We start from the raw sequence: 22,793 nt of genomic DNA, 5'->3' as shown, positions 1-22,793 counted from the left end.
AGCAAATGGCGGTCATTGATAATGACCGCCATTTTATTTTGCCTATACGATCAGAAAATCCGAGGCCGCAAGCGTCGGGGTATTGAGCAAGAAGGCAATCACATGCGCATTGCCCGCACCGGTTCCGTCGGAATCAAACCATAATGCCCGCGTCTGGGTATCGAAGTAAAAGCTCGCAGTCGCGGCCACCGGCATAACGCCCGCCCCCGACAGGAAGCCCACACCCTGGGTCAACTGGAAACCCGCCGGCGCGCTAAAGCTTGAACCATTGATGATAAAACGGTCGCCTTCGGCCCGGTTGAAATCGGTGATGAAATCAGCCGGCATCAACGGCGAGTCGAACTGGAACATATCCGCCCCAGCCCCACCGGTCAGCCAGTCGCCCTCAGCGCCGCCCGACAGGAAATCATTGCCGTCACCGCCCAGCAGGGTATCAACCCCTGCCTGACCATAAAGCGCATCATTGCCCGCACCGCCACTTAGGGTATCGTCGCCAAATTCACCAAACAGGGCATCGTGGCCATCTTCGCCGTACAGGCTGTCGCGACCATGGCCACCGATCAGGCGATCATCGTCAGCACCGCCGTAAAGGCCGTCGTCGCCGTCTTCACCGCTCAAGGTATCAAAGCCCGCCTGACCGTACTGCAGATCGTTGCCACTGCCGCCGACCAGGGTGTCGTTGCCCAACTCCCCGAACAGCACATCGGCACCGTCCTGACCCAGCAAGATATCATCACCCAGCCCGCCGATCAGGGTATCGTTGCCAAACTCCCCGAACAGAGTGTCATGGCCGTCTTCGCCATAAAGCTGGTCATCACCGAACCCGCCAATCAGGCGATCATCATCCGCCCCGCCAAAAAGCCGGTCGGTGCCGTCATCACCCGTAAGCGTGTCAAAACCTTCCTGCCCGTAAAGCAGATCATCCCCGGTGCCGCCCACCAGCGTATCATGCCCGGACTCACCAAACAGGGTGTCGTTACCGTCCTGCCCCAGCAGAATGTCATCGCCCGCGCCCCCCATCAGGGTGTCGTTGCCGACCTCCCCAAATAGCGTATCGCGGCCGGTCTCTCCATAAAGCGTGTCGTCGCCGTGGCCGCCAATCAGCAGATCATTGCCCTGACCCCCATAGAGCTTGTCCCGGCCATCGCCCCCATAGAGCTGGTCATTGCCAGAGAGACCATTGAGTTCATTATCTGCGGCATTGCCGGTGATGATATTATGGCTGCGATTGCCAATCCCTACCACAGCCTGACTGCCGATCAGATTGAGGATTTCAATATTTTCGGACAGGCGGTAGCTGACATAGGCATTGACCGTGTCGTCGCCATTTTCATCATTTTCGACAATGACGTCGCCCCCATTATCGACGATATAGGTGTCACTGCCATATCCGCCGGTCATGTTATCGGCACCCTGACCGCCATCAATAACATTGTCAGCAAAGCTGCCCACCAGCGTGTCATCAAAACGTGTACCAATCACGTTTTCATTGTTGGGCCCCAGACTATAGGTATAGACCCCACGGGTCATGCGCTCATAGGTAATGGTATCAATGCCGTCTCCACCATCAAAGCCGACATTGTCAAAATAAAGATAGATCAGGTCGTTCCCGGCACCACCGTAAATCGTATCCGCACCGTCGCGGCCATCAATTATATCGTTGCCAGCGCCGCCATTTATGAAATCCTTGGCGCCGGATGTCACAATGTAATCATCGCCCGCCGTGCCATTGAAAACCACGCCCGGCGCATGGATGACCACAAAGTTCATCGAGCCGGGATAGGAGTCGGCATAGGTTATGCCGTCAAAGGCCGTAAAGCTGAAATAGGCGGTGGGATCGGTATGTCCATCATGCCTGAAGCTGACCAGCCCGGCGGCCAGTTGATCGCTGGTGAAATTGCTGCTGGCCACGCCATTCACATAGACGGCACCGTGCGTAAGGCTGGTGACGGTATAGGTCAGATAGGCGCTGTCTTCGTCAACAAAGCGGATATCCTCAGTCGTCAGGACATAGCCGCTATTTTCGAGCATGATCGCGCCGAAATCGCCCTGAAGCTGAGGCTTGGTGTTTATAAGCTGGGCGGCCGTCAGGGTGCGATCCGCAAACTGGAACACCTCAAAGGCATCAATGTAATCCGTCCCACCAGTGGAACTGACAAAAGCGAACGCACGCCCATAGGCGCTGTACTGTTCGGTAATGGCGTAATCGGCATAGTTGCCCGTCAACACCAGAGTATCATTGCCAGCCCCGCCATTGGCCCGGTTGTCGGCGTTATTCAAGCGCAATGCATCATCATGTGACGAGCCGACAAACCGCTCAATGCTGCTGAGCGCGTCAGTACCATTGCCGGTGTTTTGCGCCGTGGTCAGAGACAGGTCGACGGTTACGCCCACAGCCGAGTCAGAGTAGGAAACCGTATCGGCACCGTCTCCGCCGGAGAGGGTGTCATCGCCCTTGCCGCCCTGTAAGGTATCATCGCCGGCATTGCCAGTCAGAATATTGTTGGCGTCATTGCCGGTCAGGGTATCACCCGACACGCCGCCGGTGGCGTTTTCAATCACCGTCCCGTTAGCGATAGTGTAGCCTACGAGCGCCGAGTACCCATTGTAAGGGCCTGAAATATATCCGCCGCCTCCGGCGGTATTGGTCAGGCTGGCCGGACGCAGATCGATCGTGATCGGGCCCACGCCTGAATAGCTGATGGTATCGATGCCGCCGGTATCCCATATGCCTACATAGGTAGCCGAACCTGAGAGTAAGGCTTCAATCGTGTAGGTGGTGTCCGTGGCATTATGGGCCACCGCCCCATATTTTTGCTGGAGCAGCGCAATATCCAGCGCCATGGGCGTTACCGGCGCGCCTGAATTTGACCCCGCAAGCTGCTGATAATAGCTCATGACCGTGTAGTACGGGTTGTTCAGAGCCGCCGTACCCGAATAGGCACCAGCCCCCGGCACACCTTCCATGGCCTCACCCGTTGGTGTCCAGACATAGGTTTGTTTCAGGCCCAGCGCCAGACCGGAGGCTTGCAGGAACGCCCAGTAGGCGGATGTTCCGGCCTGAACCCCATAGCCAAGACTTGCCGAATTCATCACCACGACATCAGGTGCGCTGCCCACCCCTTCGATCCGCGTGGCTTCACCGGGGCTTGAGTCCAGCATCACCACAAGATCAGCATCCTGCGCGTTAAGAACCCGCGTAAAGCCTATATTGGCATAGTCCGACCAGGTCCCGGCCGCCGCCATGAACCCGTCGATATCGGAGCCGCGCCAGGGTACATTGCCAGCTTCGCCACTAAAGCTTTCATTGGCTCCGGCGAAATAGACCTTAACTTGCGTACCCGCGACCTGAGTGTCGCCATCAATGGTATCGAGCGGGTTTTGGGGCGCCGCGGCCATGGTGCGAAGATTATATCCGCCGGTATCGCCGCTACGGCTCGATACGGCCAGATAAAACGTGCCGGGATAGGTGCCAGAATGCGAGGCCGTATAGCGCATGGCGGCGCCATCTTCGGTCGGGCCGAGAATGGCCGTTCTTATGATATTGCCGGAGCCGTCATAAAGTTCAAGCCTGAGATCCGTAAGGCCGGAACCGGCCTGCGGATCGGCACTAAACACATAACTCTGACCTTCCGCCAGGTTCAAGCGCACCCAATCGCGGTCTGTCGCGGTATCAAGCGTGCTTTCCAGACTGCCCCCGATCGTCAGAGCGGTATGGGTTTGTGTGGAATCGAAAATATCATTCGTGGTCTGCGCACTCAGCGTATAACCACCGGTCATTTGCGAGCCCGCCCCGCGCGCCGCCAGATAATAGGTGTCCGTGGCGCTGGCGATAAACTGCAGGAACGCATTGCCGCCGGCCTCATAATAATAGGTCGGGGCACCATTATCGTTAGAGGACAGGTAGTTGCCTTCGCTGTCGTATAAGGTCAGAAACGGGTCCAGAGCCAGACCGCTGGCGGCCTTATCCAGCTTAAAGATATAGCTTTGACCAGCGACCAGATCGATCCCATACCAGTCACTGTCCGCGACATTACTAATGTTATACTCGGACGCGAAGTCTATGGTACCGTTGATCGTCTGGCCAACCCCAATGACGCCGCGGGTGGTATTATTACTGGCAATGTCATCGATCAGAGCAGACAATAGCCGGTATCCGCCCGTTGACGCATCAGCGTTTGACTCGACGCTGATATAATAGGTACCGCCAGCCGTAGCCGTGAAGCGCGTATGTATCTCGGCAGCAGAAACGCTTCCCCCGCCCACAATCGTGCCATCTGCTGACTTCATAATAAGCCGCGGATAATTGATGGCATCCGGGCCGGTGGTATAGAGGTCAAAACTGTAGGTCGCCCCTTCAGCCAGCGTCACCGCGTACCAGTCCTGATCGCCGACATGATCCAGAGCCGCCGTTACCATTTGCCCGATGGACATGCCTGCGGCAGTTTGAGTGGTCTGGCCCGCGCCATCGCTCGTCCGCGCCGCACTGAGCAGGTACGTCCCGCCCGAATTACTGAAGGCACCGGCATCAAGATAATATCTGCCGGTTTGCGTGGCTGTGTAGACGATCTGCGCGTCTTTGACATAATCGCGGACATCATTATTCGTCGCCAGCACTACCCCCGCAGCGTTAACCAGACTCAATTGCGGGTCAATGAAGCGCGATACCGCATCCATGTTAAAAATATAGGATTGGCCAGCTACCAGATCGACGGCTACCCAGTCATGGTCAGTCGACGACGACAGATAACCGTAATAATCGTCGCCCCCGACGGCAATGGCTTGAGGCGTGGTTGTATTGGCGGGCAAGTTGGCGAGTTGAGCGGAATGGAGCGTATAGCTGCCGCCCCACCCTTTTGCGGCCACCTGATAAACGCCGGTCTGCGTCGCCTGAAAGGTAATTTCAGCCAGATTATCATTATAAAGATCGCCGCTGGAGGACAGGCGCGTGCCGGACGGCGGGTAGATGAGCAGTTCACTGCTGCTGACCGGATCATTTCCCGTCGGCAGTATGTAAAAGCTATAGGTCTGTCCGGCGAGCAGGCTTACACTGAAAGTGTCAACATCCGTCGTGGTTTCAAAACGGCTTGAGACCGACTGACCCGCTGTAAGCGTCACGGCCCCCTGCGCGTCAATATCGGCGGGCAGCACATTGGCCGTAAGGGTATAACCACCAGCATAGCGGTCGACCGGATTATACTGACCGCCCGCTGCCGTCGCCATGATATAATAGGTGTCAGTTGTTGTCGGCGTAAAGGTGACGGTCGTCAGATTGGCCACCGGCGAATAGACCGTCGTGGCATACTCAGGGGCATAACTGCCCGAAGCCATATAGGCACCAGGCCCGGTCAATATATTGAGCCCGCCGAAATCCATGCCGCCATAGTCAGCACCGTCCGTACCGCTTAGCGTAAAGATGTAGCTTACGCCCGCTGTCAACTGGATGGCATACCAGTCGCTGTCGGTTGATGTATTGGCAAGCCCCGTCAGGGTCTGCCCCACCATCATGGTTGCCGTCGTGGTGCGGTCACCGGCAATCGTATCTGCAGGTGCGGCTGCGGCTTTCAGCACATAGCTGCCGGTAGTCCCTGCATAGCCAGAGGCCGCCAGATAATAACTGCCGCTCATGGTCGCGGTAAAACTTATGAAGGCATTGTTGCCGGCACCGGCATCATTATTCCCGGCAACCAAAGAATTGAATGGCCCGTAGAGCTTGAGGTAGGCATCTGCAAGGCCAGAGGCCTCGGCACTATCCAGTGAGAAGAAATAGCTCTGCCCGGCGACGAGATCAATTTTATACCAATCAGAGTCGGACGTTGTGGCCACATTGCCCTGAACAGAGCCGCCCACGCCAACACTGACTGTCGTGCTTTGGTCGCCCGCCACATCGGTCCCGTTGATATCGATGAATGCCATATAAAGCCCCCCACAATTATCTTATTACCGCTTAACCCTGGGGTGGCCTCAGCACCAGACACCCACAAAAAGCGGCCTTAAAATACCACAAACTAAGATCTTCTTATTGCATTTATACAGGGCCACTAGCCATGAATGCAACCTTTTCGTGAAGATGGATTATTTTGTATACCTTATTTTATTCAAATTTATACAAAAATAACCAAAGAAAACAATATTCAATCAAAACCCACTCACCCCCTAACCCGAAACCGTTATAGCCTAGACAGCGCAGACCTATCGGTTTATGGATTTATGACAGCCCTCACTACAGCCGGTTAATTTATTTTCTCATCCGGTTTCAATTTACCGCCCACGGGTCCACACGGATAGTCCGCGGCTTCATTGAGAGACAGAGCACAGTGCCCAAGCTTAGAACCGCTTTTTACCACATCAACAAATGTGCCGGGACCACCATCCTGAACTATCTGTTGTCCATGACAAAAAGCGATTTTTGTCTGCGGCTGGAAGATTTTCCGACCAATGATTTCGGCCTGCGCAAATTGCGCCAGCTTGATCCGGTTATCAGAGCCCGTTTTATTCACGACCCCTCCGGCATGACGGACTGGAATGCCGCCCTCGGCAATACGCTGAACCTGACCTGGCTCCGTGATCCGGTTGACCGGGCGGCCTCACAAATCAATATGATTTCCCGCTGGACCGACGAAGAAGCCAGCAACGAAAAGCTTCGCACCCTGCGGGATGCAGCTAAAGACGGCATAGCCGCCTATCTGAACGCCGGCCTCGATCTCGGATATCAGAATATTTTCAACGGCATAACGGCTTATTTCCAGTTCTCCGACCCGTCGGCACGACCGTTGTGGCTGCAGTCAAAGTCAGCCGGACTTAATGCGCTGGAATCGCGCGCACTGGAAATTGCGCTCAGCAATTTTGAGAAAATGGATTTCATCGGCATCGTAGAGTCCTTTGACGCGCATTTTCAGCATATGTGCGCCGTGATGGGCGTACAGCCGCCGCAGTCACTTCAAGCTCACAATGTGAACCCGGCCAAATCGCGCTGCACAGACGAAGACCGCGAATTATTGCTGCCCTATGTGCAGCTTGATATGCAGATCTATAACCGCGCGCTCGAAAAAACAGCCGAACTCCCCTGGGTGCCCGCACCGCCAAAGGCTGAGTACCTCACACCCCCTCGCGGATATATACTTTCGGGTGAAGACTACCTAAGCGGCGACGGCTGGCATGTGTGTGAACGCAATGGCCACAAGATTTCCCGCTGGACCGGGCCGGGAGACTCGTCCGCCCTGTCCCTTATGATTGACAAAAGCGACGGCCTGTTTATGCGCCTGCATGTTGCCGATTTCATGCATCCGGAACAGGTTAACGCGCTCTACCTCATGGTCGATGGTGTTAAAACCGGCGTCAACATCACGCCGATCAATAACAATGGCTTTATCGTTGAGGCGTGGGCCACACCAGATCAGCTTGATCATTCGACGGCGCGTCTGGATATCGCCATCCATTACGGCTTTAGTCAAAAGTCGAAAAACTCAGGCGACGATCGTATCCTGGGGTTGGAAATATCTGAATTTGAGGTTGGGCCGCTGCCTGAATATCAGCCCGATTCGATTCTTAACCTTAGCCGCTGGGTTTACTAAAAAGCCGATCGCACCTTAGAGCCAGTAAACCGACTTGCGGCCGCACAGCGTGAATACCGTAAATGCGATAAACGCCAGAACGACGGTCGAGGTCACAACCACCGTGACGCTCAGGGCTTCAATAGGCTGACCGATCAGGGACGCCTTAATGACGTGAATATAGTGATACAGCGGGTTAACGTCTGCGATCCATTTTTTGTCGTCCGGTAAAAACTCCCGGCTCCATAAGATCGGCGTGACGATCGGGACGATCTGAAGCAATGCTGTTACGGCCTGCTGCAAATCGCGAAAGCGCGTGCACAAAAAGCATAGAATAGTCACAAGACACAGGCCGCTGAACGCGTACAGCATGAAAAACGGAATCGCCAACAGCACCTGCGGCGTAAAGCTGACGCCGAGCGCTACGATCACGATTGCCGGTATGACCAGATAGTGCAGGAAAAGAGCAACATTCTTCAGCAAAGCCCTTATGATATAAAGGCTTAACGGCATGTTGGTATTAAGAATAAAACTGCCGTTTGATTGCAGGAGCGTGACCCCTTCGTTAAGCAGGCCTACCAGAAAAATCCACAGCACCATGCCGACGGCGACCTGGGTGAAATAGTCCTTGAGGTCCGCGTTAAACAGAGCCATGCCGACGAAACCGGTCATAGACACCCATAAACCAATGCCGATAACTACCCAAAACGGGCCCAGCACGGTGCGGCGGTAACGCTGCTTCAGATCGTCAACCACCAGAGCCCAGATCAGATCGAATCTGTCGATGGAGGACTTTATATCGGTAATCGCCGACTTCATCATGCCCATCTAAATCACCTTAAAATATAACGGAAATCATAGTTAAAAGACGCCGTAATTGCGGCCCGGCACGGTCTTATTAGAGCGTTTCCCGGCAAAATGCCAGTCCCTTTAACCGTGTTGGGGGCCGCTTTTCAAGCCAAAAGCGCTTGGAAGTTCAGGCGGGAACCTATATACGCCCAAGGGAATTCAGGAGCCCAGATAATGCAATTATTCGCTGATACCGCCGACACCAAAGTGCTGGCTGAACTTATGGAAACCGGTCTGATCGACGGGGTCACGACCAACCCGACCATTATCGCCAAGTCCGGCCGCAATATGTTTGAGGTCATCAAGGAAATCTGCGACCTGGTGCCCGGCCCGATCTCAGCCGAAGTGGTATCTACCGACGCTAAGAACATGATCTTAGAGGGCGAAAAGCTGGCCAAGATCGCCACCAACGTCGTGGTCAAGGTGCCGCTGACGGTTGAAGGCCTGAAGGCCACCAAGGAATTGTCGGCGCAAGGGCTGATGACCAATGTGACGCTGTGTTTTTCGGTCTCGCAGGCCATGCTGGCCGCCAAGGCGGGCGCGACCTTTGTGTCGCCGTTCATCGGCCGTCTGGATGACCACGGCGCCGATGGCATGGGCCTGATCCACGATATCCGTCAGCTTTATGACATGCACGAGTTTGACACCGAGATTCTGGCCGCGTCCGTGCGCAATTCCAAGCATGTGGCTGATGCGGCTCTGGCCGGTGCGGATTGTGCGACCTTGCCGCCGTCGGTGTTTATGGAGCTGTTCAAGCATCCGCTGACCGATAAGGGCCTGGATGCCTTTATGAAGGACTGGGCCTCGACGGGTCAGTCGATTTTGTAGAATTATAAAGCCGCCTGAGACGATCAGGCGGCTTTATTTTTGACCTCATTAATCGCGGAAACCGTCGCTTCAAAGGCCAGTTGGGTTGAGGTGTGGCGGGCCGGGAAATCCTTGACCGATTTCAGGATCACCAGATCAGCAAAGCGGTCAGGAAATACGACCTCATCGCCTTTGAGCATGGCCTTGAGCGCATCGCGGGCGGCGGTGATTTCGGCAACAGTCGCCCCAATCACATGCTGGCTGAGGATGGCCGCACTGGCCTGCCCCAGGGCGCAGGCCTCTACGTCATGCGCGAAATCCGACACCATATCGCCGTCCATCTTTACGTCCACAACGATATGGCTGCCGCACAGTTTGGAGGTGCGCTCGGCGGTGCCATCGGGGGCGTCGAGCCGCCCGACGTGCATAAGCTGCGTGGTGCGTTTCAGGATTTCGCGGGAATAGAGTTCGTCGATCATACCTATAATATTTTACTTTCGACGCGGGTTTTCAAGGCCGTGGCCATGGCTTCGAAGCCTTTGCGCAGATGCGGACGGTAAAGCTTGCCCTCGCGTTCCGAAAAATAGCCGCCGAACAGGGCACCGACCGCAAAGCTGGAGCCGGTTTTCGACAGTTCTTCCATCTCGAAATAGCGGGTCAGGCTGCCTTCCCAAAAGCGTTTGGGCACCCCGACATGGATGTGCGACAGGGGCGACCAATCGGCAATAAAGCCCTTAATCTCCCAGTTGCCGAGCCCTTCGTAATGCTCCAGCACCTCGAACGCACCGCCGAATTTCAGGGTTGCCGTGGCTTGCTTATGGATCGGTGACCACTGCGGCCAGGCGTTGATGTCGGCAATGACCTCATAGACGTGATCGACCGGAGCGGCGATGCCGATGCGATATTCAACCTTAACAGCCACTGCTACACTCCTGCCTTAAGTTTCCAGGTAGCACCCGTGGGTGAATCCATCACCTCGATATTGAGCGCGTTCAGTTCATCACGGATGCGGTCGGCCTCGGCCCAGTTCTTTGCGGCGCGCGCCTCCGTGCGGGCGACCAGCAGCGCTTCGACCTTGGCGGTCAGATCGTCCGACGCACCGCCCTTAAACCAGACTTCGGGGTCGGTTTGAAGGATACCGAGCACTTTTGCGAGTAACAATAAGTCATGCTTTACAAGAGAAGCCGCCGTAGGCGCAACTTCAGCGGCATCTGCTGTTCTATCAACATTCGGGTTCGCCAGATGCTCAAGCTTGTGCGCCAAGTCGATGCCTTCGTCACCCTTCAAGTTAAAGAGCCTCGCTTTAGCATCAGATATGTTTAAGTCATCCAAAAGCGAACTGAGCAAAACACTCTCTCTCTTTTCGCGAGTTTGTTCGTCGCTTGGAGCCCATGCCACAACATTTTCGTGGCGTAGTAAAATGCCGTATAGGTAGTCCAATTCTTTACGGCTCTGCTCCAGCAGTTCCGTTGTCCAGTTGAGAGGCGAACGATAGTGGCCGCTTAACAAAGCCCAGCGGATCACCTCACCCGGATATTGCTGGGTCAGATCGTGAACCAGCACCACATTCCCCAGCGACTTTGACATCTTCTCGCCGGACATATCGAGGAAACCATTGTGCATCCAGTATCGCGCATAGGCCGCCGGATCGTCATGGCCGTGGGTCGCGCACGACTGTGCGATCTCATTGGTATGGTGCGGGAAGATCAGATCCTGACCGCCGCCATGAATATCAATCGGCAGGGTCAGCACCGCTTCGCTCATGGCCGAACATTCAATATGCCAGCCCGGCCGCCCCGGCAGAACATCTCCGGTCTCAGGGTTGCGCGGCCCCGGCCAGACCGGCTCACCGCGCTTTGACGGCTTCCACAACACGAAATCGGCGGCATCGTCCTTGTTTTCGGCGACCTCGACCCGCGCGCCGGCAATCATATCATCGAGCGAACGCCCCGACAGCTTGCCATAGCGACCCGATCCGGCATCATAATCGGCCACCCGAAACAGCACTTCACCATCGTCCGTGACATAGGCGGCTTTACGTTCGATCAGTTTTTCGATCATCGCCACCATGTCAGGCATGTGATCGGTCGCACGCGGTTGATAGGTCGGCGGCAGGGCGTTTAATGCGGCCATATCGGCGTTATAGATATCGGCAAATTTGTTGGTGATGACGGAGATATCGACGCCTTCATCCATCGCCTTTTTATTTATCTTATCATCGACATCGGTGATGTTGCGGGCATAGACGACATGGTCTTCGCCGTAGATATGGCGCAGCAGACGATAGAGCACATCGAACACCACGACCGGGCGGGCATTCCCTATATGGGCGTAGTTATATACCGTCGGGCCGCAGACATAGAGCGTAACCCGCTCCGGATTTTTCGGCTCAAATTCGCGCTTTTTCCGCTCAAGCGTGTCGTAGATCGTTAGTTTCATAAGCCAGACTTAAGTAGGATATAAGTATTTTTCGGTTGTAATAACCGCCATTCGCCCCATATAGACGCGGTTAGGTCATGACTGCACGCAAATTTTGGCGCTGATTTCATCTAAATGGGCAGCGTTAGCGTAAGTTCATAGACCGCAGAGGGATGCCACGCGTCATTCCGGGCCCGTCGGTCCGGCGCCACTCGGCCCTCATAGAGAGATGTAATGGACAGTTTTGACCCCAATCATGGCTCCGTTTCTGAAAACGCCGCCAATGATCTTACCCCGACCCCTAAAGCGCATCCCACGCGCCCCAGCCGCGATGAGGCTCTGGCCGCCGTGCGCACGCTTCTGGCGTGGGCCGGTGACGACCCCACGCGCGAAGGTCTGATTGATACGCCTAAGCGCGTCGTCGATGCCTATAATGAGTGGTTCCAGGGCTATACCGCCGACCCACGCAAAGAACTGTCGCGCACCTTTGAGGACGTGCAGGGCTATAATGACATGGTCATGCTGCGCGATATCGACGTCGAAAGCCACTGTGAGCACCACATGGCACCGTTTTTGGGCAAGGCCTATGTCGCCTATGTGCCGACCGATAAGGTCGTCGGTATCTCGAAAATCGCCCGCGTGGTCGAAATCTACGCCAAGCGCCTGCAGACTCAGGAAACCCTGACCAAGCAGATCACCGAAGCTTTGCAAGACTCGCTCAATCCGCAGGGAATCGCCATCCTGATCGATGCCGAACATCAGTGCATGACCACCCGCGGCGTGCACCATAAACATGTCTCAACCATCACCACCAGCTTTACGGGTGTGTTCGAGACCAATCTGGCGCTGCAGGAACGCTTTATCCGCCTGAGCCAGTCCCGGTAAGTTTGGCGAGATAATTATAAAGCTTTTATGAATTAACCGCCTCAGAGACATTTCTCTGAGGCGGTTCTAATTTAAGGGCTTGCGCACTTCGATTAAAATAATTTAATCTCATCACATGAGGTTACAGATATAGGGCTTTATGGGCTTTACAAACGCCTGTTAATTATCCTAAATCGCAAACCTGAGATTTACGACGCCCCGCAGGCTTAAGCCACACGGGCTTTTAGGGAGTGTGCATATGGGCGCGAAGCTCGGTGGCGGTGGCGGTTCACGCTATACTGTCCAACAGAATTCTGACATCAACGTGACTCCGTTCGTGGACATCATGCTGGTGCTGCTGATTATCTTCATGGTGTCGGCGCCGATGGCGACCGTGTCGATCAAGCTGGACCTGCCGCCCGCATCGGCGCCGGTCACTCAGGAAAAGCAAAAAGACCCGGTGTTCGTGTCCATTCAGGACAAGGACCTCTACTATATCGGCACCAAGCAAGTGACCATCGACGTCATGGCCGCTGAACTGGCCGCGGCCCTGCAAAGCGCCAACCCGACCGATGAGCGCGTTCTGGTGCGCGCCCAGCCGGACGTTGAATACGAAGAGTTCATGAAGGTTCTGAACGAGCTTCAGGAAAATGGTTACTTCAAGATCGGCCTGATCAACGAAGACATTTCGTAATTCATTCAGATCATTGAATGATAAGTTTAAGCGCCGGAAGCCATCTTCCGGCGCTTTTTCGATTAAGCTGCACATATGACACCCCAAGACGCCCAAGACGAAGACATTGATGATGATCTGCCGGAGGCTTCGGCGCAAAGCGACGGGCAGGTTGTCGACCTGAACCTCCCGCCCGATGCCGCCGGTGAACGGCTGGATCGTGCCCTGATGGCCGTTCTGGGTGAGGCCGCCCCCGACATTTCACGCGCGCGCTTACAGGCCCTCATTGCCGAAGGCCGCCTGACCTTTGAGAACCACATCATCACCGACGGCAAGCATAAGGCCAAGGCCGGTCAGTACAGCCTGACCATACCCGCGCCGATTGCAGCACTTCCGCAACCGCAAAACTTAGCCCTCGACATCCTTTATGAAGATGCCCACCTGATCGTGGTCGTCAAACCCTCTGGCATGGCGGCCCATCCCGCGCCTGGGACGCCAGACAGCACTCTGGTCAACGCCCTGCTTTATCACTGCGGCGATACCTTATCGGGCATAGGCGGGGTGTTGCGCCCCGGCATCGTTCACCGCCTCGATAAAGATACGTCTGGCGTTATGGTCGCCGCCAAGTCCGATGCCGCCCATCACGGCCTAAGCGCGCTGTTTGCCAAACACGACATCGGCCGCGCCTATCTGGCAATCGTGCGCGGTACGCCCAAGGCCACAAAGGGCACCGTCACCACCCAGATCGGCCGCTCCCACCATGACCGCAAGAAAATGGCGGTACTCAGGGCCGGTGGCCGCGAAGCCACGACCCACTACACGGTTCAGGCAAGCTTTGGCGGGGCAAAACCCGTCGCTTCGCTTATCCGCTGCGAGCTGGAAACCGGCCGCACCCATCAGATTCGCGTCCACATGGCCCATCTGGGTGCGCCCTGCCTTGGCGATCCGGTCTATGGCTCCGGCGCCCCGGCCGCCCCCGTGCAGGCCCTGCTGCGGGAACTGAACTTCACCCGTCAGGCGCTGCACGCCACCCATCTGGCCTTTATTCACCCCATAACGGGCGAGGCTTTGAGCTTTGACGCCCCGCCACCGGATGATTTTCAAAGCCTGCTCAATGGGCTCACAGAGTTGTGATCTGGCCAAAAAGCTGAAAACACCTGTTATGCATCGACTTTTTATCGTATAAGATGTGGAGATTACGGATGATACCTACCTTAAGCCGATGACTTTCGCCCCTTAATTTCTATTTTATGCAGCTTCGCATAAAAATAATTCCTCATTGCGGGGATTACCCCTTTTAATTCATTTAGCCGATACCTACATCTGGATTTGATCATTGATCGTATCTTCTGATGCACGCCATGTAATTGCCGCGAGGTTCCTATATAACCAAGGCTATTACCGGGGGCTGGCTTTAAAGGACACGCATCATGGCAGACACAAACGAGGCCCAGATCACCTATGGCGACGGGCCGGTCAAGGATACGCAGATGAGCACTTCCGTAGCTATTCCAAACCCATCGGTATTGTCACCTGATGGCGGCCTGAACCGTTACCTGTCCGAGATTCGCAAGTTCCCGATGCTGGCCAAGGACGAAGAGTTCATGCTGGCCAAAAGCTGGCAGGAGCATCAGGATTCCAAATCGGCGCACCGGCTGGTGACCTCGCACTTACGTCTGGTGGCCAAGATCGCCATGGGCTATCGCGGCTATGGTCTGCCGATGGGCGAAGTCATCAGTGAAGGCAATGTCGGCCTGATGCAGGCGGTCAAGAAGTTTGATCCCGATCGCGGCTTTCGCCTTGCGACCTATGCTATGTGGTGGATCAAGGCCTCGATCCAGGAATATGTCCTGCGGTCATGGTCGCTGGTCAAAATGGGCACCACCGCCGCGCAAAAGAAGCTGTTCTTCAATCTGCGCAAGGTGAAGTCCGAAATTTCTGCTTTGGAAGATGGCGACCTGAAATTCGATCAGGTTGAGCAAATCGCCACCAAGCTGGGTGTCTCGAAAGATGACGTGATCAGCATGAACCGCCGCATGTCGTCGCCCGATTCTTCGCTCAATGCGCCTCTGCGGGCCGCTGAGGGCGACAGCGAGTGGCAGGACTGGCTGGTTGACGATAAACAGGTCAGTCAGGAAACCGTCCTGGCGGATTCCGAAGAACATGGCCTGCGTATGGGCCTGCTCGAAGAAGCTATGGGTGAACTGAACGACCGTGAGCGTGAAATCCTCACTGCCCGCCGCCTTAAGGATCAGCCGATCACCCTCGAAGAACTGGCGGAACGGTTTGGCGTGTCGCGTGAGCGGGTCCGCCAGATTGAGGTACGCGCGTTTGAGAAGCTGCAAAAGGCGATGATGGAAGCGGCGCGTTCACAACAACTGGCCTAAACTCGATAAAACAAAAGCCCGGAGACATCTCCGGGCTTTTCTGTGTTTACGCGACCGCTTCGCTTTTGGGCGGGTCATCGATGCGGAACAGCTTGGCCAGCGTCGCGACCGGCCCGCGCAAACTATCGCCGCTTAAGGTGCCGCCCTTATAGGCCATGAAAATTTCCGTCACCGCCCCTTTGAAGCCGGGATCGCTGATCGCCTTGCACGCCGGGACCAGCACTTCAAGCTGTGCCACGATCGCGCGATTGGCCTGTTTACGGTCAACATCAAACTGATCGGCGGCAGCGCGCAAAATACGCACACTCTGCTCAATTCGCTTCATGCCGTCGGACATATTATCCGGCGCGCGCTTACGCGGTCCGGCGCCTGAGTTAAAGCGCCTGCGATCAGGGCCGACATACATCACCGCCTCAATCCACGGCGGCGACTTTGTGACGGCATGTTCAAGCCGTTTCAGCAAATCACCCGACGCGAACGGCTTTTTCATGATCTCATCGGCGCCGCAATCGCGCGCCTCTTTGAGCGTTTCCGGCAAGTCGTTCGACGCCATCATGATGATCGGGATCTTGCGGCATTTCATTTCGGAGCGGCGCACGGCCGTGACGAACTTCGCCCCTTCAAGATTTTGCGCCCGAAGATCGCAAAAAATCAACTGAGGGTCCATGTCTTCGCAGATCATCATGGCGCGCCGGTCATCGGTCTCAACGATCGTTTTCTCAGTCCCCAGAACCCGGAGCATATCCGTGAGAATACGCGCATAGGCCTGGTTGCTTTCCAGCACCAGCACCCGCTTGACGTGGGGTTTAATTTTGGCTTCGAGCTTTGGGTCGAGAGAAAACACAGTGTTCCAGCCGCAGTGAATATGACGGCACTCTAAGCCTTATTAGTAAAAATAGATTTTATGCCAGCGCTGTCTTTGAAAAGAAAAAGGCCCTCATCTCTGAGGGCCTTTTTCTTTTAGTCAGGTTTAATCCTGAAACGGATCACGCATCAAAATGGTGTCTTCGCGCTCAGGCGAAGTCGACAGCAGGGCCACCGGCGCCCCGATCAGCTCCTCGATCCGGCGGACATATTTGACCGCATTACCGGGCAGGTCTTTCCAAGAGCGCGCCCCTTGGGTCGATTCCGACCAGCCCTCTAAGTCTTCATAGACCGGCTCGATCACGCTCTGGGCTTTGATACCCGACGGCAGATAGTCGATGACCTCGCCGTTCAGTTTATAACCGACGCAGATTTTCAGGGTCTCGATCCCGTCCAGCACATCGAGCTTGGTCAGGGCAATGCCGTCAATGCCGTTAATGGCAATGGATTGGCGGGCCAACACGGCGTCCAGCCAGCCACAGCGGCGGGCGCGGCCCGTGACGGTGCCGAACTCATGACCCACGCGGCCAATGCGCTCACCGATGTCATCAAACAGCTCAGTCGGGAACGGGCCGGAGCCGACGCGGGTAGTATAGGCCTTGAGGATGCCCAACACATAACCGGCTGAGCGCGGGCCCATGCCGGAACCGGCTGCCGCCTGCCCCGCCACAGTATTGGAGGAGGTCACAAACGGATAGGTGCCGTGGTCGATATCGAGCAAGGCCCCTTGCGCCCCTTCAAACAGGATACGCTTGCCGTCCTGCTTGGCCTTATCAAGCACGTACCAGACCGGCTTGGCGAACGACAGCAGACGCGGCGCAATCTCTTTCAGGCCGGCCAGAAGTTCGGCCTTATTGACTTCGGCCAGATCGAGCCCGCGACGCAGGGCATTATGGTGCGTCAGCAGACGATCGAGCTTGGCATCCAGCGCCTCAAAATCCTCAAGGTCACCGACGCGGATGGCACGACGCCCCACCTTGTCTTCATAGGCCGGGCCGATACCACGGCCAGTCGTACCGATCTTGGCGGCACCGGCAGCAGCTTCACGGGCTGCATCCAGTTCGCGGTGGATCGGCAGGATCAAACAGGCGTTGTCGGCCAGCACCAGCAATTCGTTGGTGATCTTCAGGCCTTGCGCTTCAACGCGGGCAATTTCATCAAACAGCGCCCACGGGTCAACGACTACGCCGTTGCCGATGACCGACAACTTACCCTGCACCACGCCCGATGGCAGCAGTGAAAGTTTATAAACCTTACCATCGACCACCAGGGTATGACCGGCATTGTGACCGCCCTGAAAGCGCACCACGACATCAGCGCGATTGGACAGCCAGTCAACCAGCTTACCCTTACCTTCGTCGCCCCACTGGGCGCCCACAACGGTCACATTGGCCAAGGTTCACGTTCTCCGCAAAAAAGCCCGCCGGAGAGCATAACACTTCCGGTGCGGGCACATACATAATTCAAGCGGTTGCAGGCAATTGATCAGACGCGCATTTATCCGAAACGAAGTTCGGCGCAGCCAAAACCGCTCACACTTTTCGGCATGCGCTTTAGACCATAACGGGGCGCAATGAAACCGCTAATTGGCTCACAAATCCGTTTGGAGTGGGGACGGATGGCTTTTCCGCCAACTGCGGTTTACAGGCACAAAAAACCCATATCGTTACAAAAGAAACAATATGGGTTCTGATGGTTTAGTTTTAGTTGCCGAGTTTATAGCTAACCCGCAGGCCAAGATCATCAAGGCCCTGATTCTTGCCCTGACCCAGAATCTGGCCGTTCGAGAGATGGATATAGGCCAGTTCAATCGAGGTGCGCTCGCTCAGGTCATAACCCAGCGCAATATTAGGCTGGAACAGGAACTTTGAGCCAAATTCGATATGGTCGTCACGCATGGCGACCCGGCGAGCGATTTCTTCCTGCGACAGACCCGGTGTGCGGAAATCCGGCAGTTCATCGTAGCCATCAGTGTAGGCCAGTCCAAAACCCGGACGCACAAACCACTTTTTAGTCTCCCCGAAATTGACCTTCCAGGTCAGGCCCGTGGCGATATGGCTGGAATCGCCCTGAGTGTTGACGGCGGCCATCACATAGACGCTGGGGTGACGCAGGAAATCCCAGTTTTCCTTTTTATCGGAGCGCCAGCCGAGCTCAATATCGGCTCCGCCTTCGCGACCCGCCGCCCCGATACCGAGCGCTTCGCCCAGAAAGGTCACGTCATGGGCATAGGCCCCGCCGTAAATCTCGCCCGCCGAGGCCGATCCGGCCAGCGCCACAACACCCAAAGCCAATGCGCCCACAAAACCCGATTTGATCATGAAATGATTCCCTGAAAATACAGCCGCGCTGTTATCACCTGATTGGGGCATTGGCGCCATAGCCCTAACCCAAACCAGCAAGATTTCGCCCGTCTGCGCCTTTTAGGCTACAGACAGTTCCAATTGGTTTAATGCTTCAGCGTAAGCCCATTCCAGCCATGGCAGCAGCGCGCAGATATCATCGGCATCGACCGTGCAGCCGCACCAGATACGCAGGCCCGGAGGGGCGGCGCGGTAGCCGGTGATATCGTAAGCGACCCCCTCAGTTTCCAGCAAAGCATTGATTTTAGCTGCCAGTTTGGCCTGCATATCGGCCGGTTGGCCGACAATGGCCGGATCAACAAACTTCAGGCATACCGAGGTGGTGGAGCGGGTCTCAACCTTTTCGGCCACAAAATCGATCCACGCCGTCGCCTCAACCCATTCGCGCAGATAGTTGAAATTCTGCTCGCAGCGCGCAATCAGCCCCTCAAGCCCGCCTTCGCGCAAACCCCATTTCAGGGCATCGAGATAATCCTCAATGACCAGAAACGAATAGGTGTTGATGGCATCGCCGCCCAGAATGGTCATGTCGGCGGCATCACCTTTGCGCAGGCGGATGACCTTGGGGATGGCGCGGCCCGGATCGAAGGTATTGAGCCGCTCAACCGCCTTCGATGACAGGATCAGCACGCCAATGCCCGCTTCGCCGCCCAGCGCCTTTTGAAACGAGAAGGTCGTGACATCAAGCTTTTCCCACGGCAAATCCATGCAGAACGCGGCGGACGTCGCATCGCACATCACCAGCCCTTGGTGGCTATCGCTGATGAAGGATGCGTCCGGCACCTTGACGCCGGAGGTCGTGCCGTTCCACGGAAAGATAAGATCGGCCTCGGCATCAATCCGGCTTAAGTCCGGTAACTGACCGTAAGGTGCCGACAAAACCTCGGCATCCAGTTTCAGGTGCTTTACGGCGTCATCGGCCCACAATTGCCCAAAGTTTTCAAAGGCGACCACCTGAACTTTGCGCAGTCCCAGCAGATTCCACATCGCCGCTTCGAACGCGCCGGTATCCGAGGCCGGGGTCATGAAGACCTGATAGTCAGCTGGTATGCCTAAGATATCGCGGGTCAGTTCCAGCGCTTCCTTGATCCGACCGACCGTGATTTTTGAGCGATTGGAGCGGCCCACAGGTGCGGCACTTAAGGCCTGCGGCGTCCAGCCGGGGCGCTTGGCGGTCGGGCCGGAGGAGAACCACGGTCTTTCGGTAAAGCGGGCGGGTTTGGCGGTCATATTTGGCACCCCGGATATATAAAAACGGTGAGCGCCTTGTGCGACCAAAGCCCGCCAAACACAAGGGGTCTTATCCCAAAATCATTTACGCTCATGAACCGAAGATGAACCTTACCGTTCAGGTTCGGCTCAGGGGCGGTATGTTTATATGGCTTCAACGCTGAGATTAAGCGCTAATCTTTTTTAAGGAGAGCCAAGTTATGAAAACGATCAAGACCTTCACCGCCGCTGCTTTGGTTGCCCTGTCGATGGGCGCCGCCTCTACCGCCGCTTTGGCCGACTCGCCCCGTTCGCACGTTCGCGAAAACAGCGTCGAGCGCCGTCTCGATACGCTTGATGACCGCATCGATCGCGGTGTCCGCACCCGCGAACTGAACCGTAACGAAGCCAGCCGCCTGCGCAACGAATTGCGCGACATCGAAAAGCTGTCGAACAAGTTTGAGCGTTCCGGTCGCGGCTACGACCGTCAGGAAATGAACATCCTGACCTCACGCATCGATCGCTTGTCGCAAAAGGTGGCGTACAACAACCACGACCGTCAGACCCGCCGTTTCTAGGCTCTGACGATCTGAAACTGGCCCTTAGTCTGCGCGGGCCGCCCGTCCCTTATCCCCCACGGCCCGCGCAGATAAGCCAACAAAAACCAGAACCTCCTTCGGGAGGTTTTTTCATGTCTAAAGCCCCACCGCCATTCATCTGGCTGAACTGAATATGAACCGCACCGTTCAGGAACGGCTCAGGTGGCGGGTGCTTAAATGATCTCAACGCTGAGAGACAGCGCCCACCCACAATAGGAGACGTAAAATGAAGACCTCGATTAAGACCTTTGCCATTGCCGCGTTTGCTTGCGCGGGTATGGCCGCCGCCTCGGTTCCCGCTATGGCTGACAGCCGCTACGATCACAACCTCCACGACTACCGCGAAGACCGTCATGATCACCGCGACGACCGTATCGATTACCGCCTTGATCAACTGGATCGCCAGATTGACCGCGGCGCGCGCCACGGCAATCTGAGCCGACGCGAAGAGTACCGCCTGCGGGCCGAACTGCGCGATCTGGAGCGCCTGTCGCACCAGTTTGAGCGTAGTGGCCGCGGACTTGACCGCCGCGAGTTGCATATCCTCAACCAGCGCACCCAGGACCTGTCGCGCGCGGTGGCCTATAACAGCCGCGACTATAATGGTCGTCGTTATTAGATATTAAACGCCCAGTTATGTTTTAACGGGCCGTGGCCGCCCCCCAGACCGGGGGCGGCCTTTATGGCGTTCAGCACATAGGCCCGCGCCTTATCCACCACGCTATCAAGAGCCATATCCTCGCGGTAAAGGGCGGCACAGGCACTGGCCAACGTACAGCCGGTTCCGTGAGTATGGCGGGTCTCAATGCGCTGAGCCTCAAAGCGCGCCACGCGGTTCCCGGTCATCAGCAGGTCGCAGACGATATCACCTTCGACATGTCCGCCCTTCATCAGCACCGCCTTGGCCCCCATTTTCAGCAGAGCTTCACCCGCCCGTTGCAGGTCGTCGTGATTCTCAACAGCCATGCCGGTCAGAACGGCGGCTTCCGGCGCATTGGGGGTCAACAGATCAGCGCGCGGGATCAGCAGATGGCGAATGGCGTCAATTGCGGCTTCGGGCAGAAGGCGGTGCCCACCCTTGGCCACCATGACCGGATCAATGACGCGAAAGGCATCACCGGCCAGATCCAGTACGCTGGCCACGGTTTCGACCACGCCGATGGAGCCCAGCATACCGGTTTTGACGGCATCAACGCCGATGTCTTCGATACAGGCCATGGCCTGGGCGGCAATAATTTCTTCGGGGATCGGAAACACGTCCGTCACCCCCAGCGTATTTTGCACGGTCAGCGCCGTGATCGCCGTCATGCCGTAAGCGCCCAGACAGGTGACGGTTTTCAGATCGGCCTGAATACCCGCCCCGCCAGAGGGGTCAGAGCCAGCGATAATAAGGACGCGGTGCATGATTAAAGGCTTCACTTTGAGTTTCGTTGTCTATAATCCCCCCGGTTCATATAGGTAACATATATCATGACTGAGACCGCTTTCGATACGGGCAAGCCGTTTGCGGCCAATTTTTACGCAAGCACCATAACGCCGGGCCGTTACCGCCACTATAAGGGCAAATATTACATCGTGTTCGGCACGGTTACCCACTCAGAGACCGAAGAGATCATGGTATTATACGCCCCAGAGGCCCAGACGGCGGGAGAGGCACGGTTGTGGGTCAGACCGCTTTCCATGTTCATAGAATCCGTTCAGACTAAGGATGGAACCGTGCCGCGTTTCGCCTATACCGATTAACTTATTTCCGGATGCGTCAGCGACTGAAAAAACACTTGCCCCCTGAACCCGCCAAATCGTTGTGGAACGAGCTGGCGCCGGAGGTGTTTGCCGAAAGTCATGACCCCATATTGACCGCCATGCGCGGTGCCATGGTGATCGTGCGCCTGAACGACATTGACGCCCATGATGAGTTGATGGGCTATGAGATTCTGGCCGGACGGCTGATCCGCGCCAACCGCGAAGAAGGGTTTGTTCTGCAAATGGCAGGCACTAAGGCCGGCGAAACGCTCAACCTGCCGCTGGTGCCGGGGGCCTTCAAACTGATCCCGCCGGGCCGCTATGGCCTCAGTGATGACACCATCGTCACCGACCCTGATTTTCAGGTGGCGTTCGATATTTATCGGCCGAACAATTAGGTCGCTCTTTCTGATCCATCAAATGATTCCATTTGATGGGAAAACGCTTATAATTGACGCCATGTC

20 protein-coding genes are annotated in these 22,793 nt (G+C 56.1%); 10 read left to right on the top strand and 10 right to left on the bottom strand.

Annotation, left to right across the window (positions count from 1 at the left end; all coding sequences use genetic code 11):
• Window positions 1-42 precede the first annotated feature (42 nt).
• Entirely contained in the window at window positions 43-5,916 is a 5,874-nt protein-coding gene (locus IE102_RS04305) for a cadherin-like domain-containing protein (RefSeq protein ID WP_189485132.1), read from the bottom strand.
• A gap of 401 nt (window positions 5,917-6,317) precedes the next feature.
• On the opposite strand from IE102_RS04305, the gene IE102_RS04300 reads away from it, so the two are divergent.
• The gene (locus IE102_RS04300) at window positions 6,318-7,574 is read left to right on the top strand and encodes a sulfotransferase family 2 domain-containing protein (RefSeq protein WP_189485131.1); all 1,257 of its coding nucleotides are present in this window, start codon (window positions 6,318-6,320) and stop codon (window positions 7,572-7,574) included.
• A gap of 15 nt (window positions 7,575-7,589) precedes the next feature.
• Here the strand turns inward: IE102_RS04300 and IE102_RS04295 are convergent, their stop codons facing one another.
• Window positions 7,590-8,381 (bottom strand): ABC transporter permease, encoded by a 792-nt coding sequence (locus IE102_RS04295; RefSeq protein WP_189485130.1) that lies wholly within the window; start codon window positions 8,379-8,381, stop codon window positions 7,590-7,592.
• 195 nt (window positions 8,382-8,576) lie between these two features.
• Between IE102_RS04295 and fsa the strand changes: the two genes are divergently transcribed.
• Window positions 8,577-9,230, top strand: a complete 654-nt coding sequence (gene fsa / locus IE102_RS04290; protein ID WP_189485129.1) for a fructose-6-phosphate aldolase — start codon at window positions 8,577-8,579, stop codon at window positions 9,228-9,230.
• A 23-nt stretch (window positions 9,231-9,253) separates the two neighbouring features.
• On the opposite strand, the gene IE102_RS04285 is transcribed toward fsa, so the two are convergent.
• The 3 genes from IE102_RS04285 to cysS are packed head-to-tail and all read right to left on the bottom strand — an operon-like array spanning window position 9,254 to window position 11,648.
• Entirely contained in the window at window positions 9,254-9,688 is a 435-nt protein-coding gene (locus IE102_RS04285) for an iron-sulfur cluster assembly scaffold protein (protein ID WP_189485128.1), read from the bottom strand.
• Window positions 9,689-9,690: 2 nt separating this feature from the next.
• Complete coding sequence (locus IE102_RS04280; RefSeq protein ID WP_189485127.1) at window positions 9,691-10,131, bottom strand: SRPBCC domain-containing protein; 441 nt, start codon at window positions 10,129-10,131, stop codon at window positions 9,691-9,693.
• A 2-nt stretch (window positions 10,132-10,133) separates the two neighbouring features.
• Window positions 10,134-11,648 (bottom strand): cysteine--tRNA ligase, encoded by a 1,515-nt coding sequence (cysS, locus tag IE102_RS04275; protein ID WP_189485126.1) that lies wholly within the window; start codon window positions 11,646-11,648, stop codon window positions 10,134-10,136.
• Window positions 11,649-11,861: 213 nt separating this feature from the next.
• On the opposite strand from cysS, the gene folE reads away from it, so the two are divergent.
• The 4 genes from folE to rpoH all read left to right on the top strand — a co-directional run bounded on the left by folE (window position 11,862) and on the right by rpoH (window position 15,551).
• The gene (gene folE, locus IE102_RS04270; protein ID WP_189485125.1) at window positions 11,862-12,512 is read left to right on the top strand and encodes a GTP cyclohydrolase I FolE; all 651 of its coding nucleotides are present in this window, start codon (window positions 11,862-11,864) and stop codon (window positions 12,510-12,512) included.
• Window positions 12,513-12,750: 238 nt separating this feature from the next.
• Entirely contained in the window at window positions 12,751-13,185 is a 435-nt protein-coding gene (locus IE102_RS04265) for an ExbD/TolR family protein (protein ID WP_189485124.1), read from the top strand.
• Window positions 13,186-13,260: 75 nt separating this feature from the next.
• Window positions 13,261-14,298, top strand: coding sequence for an RluA family pseudouridine synthase (locus tag IE102_RS04260; protein ID WP_189485123.1), 1,038 nt, complete (start codon window positions 13,261-13,263; stop codon window positions 14,296-14,298).
• 356 nt (window positions 14,299-14,654) lie between these two features.
• Complete coding sequence (gene rpoH, locus IE102_RS04255; protein WP_189485995.1) at window positions 14,655-15,551, top strand: RNA polymerase sigma factor RpoH; 897 nt, start codon at window positions 14,655-14,657, stop codon at window positions 15,549-15,551.
• A 46-nt stretch (window positions 15,552-15,597) separates the two neighbouring features.
• Here the strand turns inward: rpoH and IE102_RS04250 are convergent, their stop codons facing one another.
• The 4 genes from IE102_RS04250 to IE102_RS04235 form a co-directional block, all read right to left on the bottom strand.
• A complete protein-coding gene (locus tag IE102_RS04250; RefSeq protein ID WP_189485122.1) occupies window positions 15,598-16,395 on the bottom strand; it encodes a response regulator in 798 nt (265 codons plus the stop codon).
• Window positions 16,396-16,521: 126 nt separating this feature from the next.
• Window positions 16,522-17,811, bottom strand: coding sequence for an adenylosuccinate synthase (locus IE102_RS04245; RefSeq protein WP_189485121.1), 1,290 nt, complete (start codon window positions 17,809-17,811; stop codon window positions 16,522-16,524).
• Between the two features lie 307 nt (window positions 17,812-18,118).
• Window positions 18,119-18,736, bottom strand: coding sequence for an acyloxyacyl hydrolase (locus IE102_RS04240; protein ID WP_189485120.1), 618 nt, complete (start codon window positions 18,734-18,736; stop codon window positions 18,119-18,121).
• Window positions 18,737-18,838: 102 nt separating this feature from the next.
• Window positions 18,839-20,008, bottom strand: a complete 1,170-nt coding sequence (locus IE102_RS04235) for a phosphoserine transaminase (protein WP_189485119.1) — start codon at window positions 20,006-20,008, stop codon at window positions 18,839-18,841.
• Between the two features lie 200 nt (window positions 20,009-20,208).
• Here IE102_RS04235 and IE102_RS04230 point away from each other — a divergent pair, with 200 nt between their 5' ends.
• Window positions 20,209-20,565, top strand: a complete 357-nt coding sequence (locus tag IE102_RS04230) for a hypothetical protein (RefSeq protein ID WP_189485118.1) — start codon at window positions 20,209-20,211, stop codon at window positions 20,563-20,565.
• Between the two features lie 247 nt (window positions 20,566-20,812).
• Window positions 20,813-21,205 (top strand): hypothetical protein, encoded by a 393-nt coding sequence (locus tag IE102_RS04225; RefSeq protein ID WP_189485117.1) that lies wholly within the window; start codon window positions 20,813-20,815, stop codon window positions 21,203-21,205.
• Here the strand turns inward: IE102_RS04225 and thiD are convergent.
• The gene (thiD, locus tag IE102_RS04220) at window positions 21,202-21,990 is read right to left on the bottom strand and encodes a bifunctional hydroxymethylpyrimidine kinase/phosphomethylpyrimidine kinase (protein ID WP_189485116.1); all 789 of its coding nucleotides are present in this window, start codon (window positions 21,988-21,990) and stop codon (window positions 21,202-21,204) included. The two genes, IE102_RS04225 and thiD, sit on opposite strands and share 4 nt — an antisense overlap.
• Before the next feature lie 66 nt (window positions 21,991-22,056).
• Here thiD and IE102_RS04215 point away from each other — a divergent pair, with 66 nt between their 5' ends.
• Window positions 22,057-22,329, top strand: a complete 273-nt coding sequence (locus IE102_RS04215) for a DUF1653 domain-containing protein (protein WP_189485115.1) — start codon at window positions 22,057-22,059, stop codon at window positions 22,327-22,329.
• A 35-nt stretch (window positions 22,330-22,364) separates the two neighbouring features.
• Window positions 22,365-22,727 carry a hypothetical protein gene (locus IE102_RS04210; RefSeq protein ID WP_229807555.1) on the top strand — a complete coding sequence of 121 codons (363 nt, stop codon included), beginning with the start codon at window positions 22,365-22,367 and terminating at the stop codon, window positions 22,725-22,727.
• Window positions 22,728-22,793: the final 66 nt, after the last annotated feature.

This window comes from Asticcacaulis endophyticus (genome assembly GCF_014652575.1).
GTDB classification, from domain to species: Bacteria; Pseudomonadota; Alphaproteobacteria; order Caulobacterales; family Caulobacteraceae; genus Asticcacaulis; species Asticcacaulis endophyticus.
The sequence above is the reverse complement of the archived record's forward strand: the minus strand, read 5'-3'. Positions and strand labels throughout refer to the sequence as shown.

Bases quoted from the DNA above. Each gene is read 5' to 3' on its own strand.
- rpoH (WP_189485995.1), top strand. From the start codon at position 14,655: ATGAGCACTTCCGTAGCTATTCCAAACCCATCGGTATTGTCACCTGAT.
- cysS (WP_189485126.1), bottom strand. From the start codon at position 11,648: ATGAAACTAACGATCTACGACACGCTTGAGCGGAAAAAGCGCGAATTT.
- IE102_RS04305 (WP_189485132.1), bottom strand. From the start codon at position 5,916: ATGGCATTCATCGATATCAACGGGACCGATGTGGCGGGCGACCAAAGC.
- IE102_RS04285 (WP_189485128.1), bottom strand. From the start codon at position 9,688: ATGATCGACGAACTCTATTCCCGCGAAATCCTGAAACGCACCACGCAG.
- IE102_RS04240 (WP_189485120.1), bottom strand. From the start codon at position 18,736: ATGATCAAATCGGGTTTTGTGGGCGCATTGGCTTTGGGTGTTGTGGCG.
- IE102_RS04265 (WP_189485124.1), top strand. From the start codon at position 12,751: ATGGGCGCGAAGCTCGGTGGCGGTGGCGGTTCACGCTATACTGTCCAA.
- IE102_RS04215 (WP_189485115.1), top strand. From the start codon at position 22,057: ATGACTGAGACCGCTTTCGATACGGGCAAGCCGTTTGCGGCCAATTTT.
- IE102_RS04295 (WP_189485130.1), bottom strand. From the start codon at position 8,381: ATGGGCATGATGAAGTCGGCGATTACCGATATAAAGTCCTCCATCGAC.
- fsa (WP_189485129.1), top strand. From the start codon at position 8,577: ATGCAATTATTCGCTGATACCGCCGACACCAAAGTGCTGGCTGAACTT.
- IE102_RS04260 (WP_189485123.1), top strand. From the start codon at position 13,261: ATGACACCCCAAGACGCCCAAGACGAAGACATTGATGATGATCTGCCG.
- folE (WP_189485125.1), top strand. From the start codon at position 11,862: ATGGACAGTTTTGACCCCAATCATGGCTCCGTTTCTGAAAACGCCGCC.
- IE102_RS04230 (WP_189485118.1), top strand. From the start codon at position 20,209: ATGAAAACGATCAAGACCTTCACCGCCGCTGCTTTGGTTGCCCTGTCG.
- thiD (WP_189485116.1), bottom strand. From the start codon at position 21,990: ATGCACCGCGTCCTTATTATCGCTGGCTCTGACCCCTCTGGCGGGGCG.
- IE102_RS04225 (WP_189485117.1), top strand. From the start codon at position 20,813: ATGAAGACCTCGATTAAGACCTTTGCCATTGCCGCGTTTGCTTGCGCG.
- IE102_RS04235 (WP_189485119.1), bottom strand. From the start codon at position 20,008: ATGACCGCCAAACCCGCCCGCTTTACCGAAAGACCGTGGTTCTCCTCC.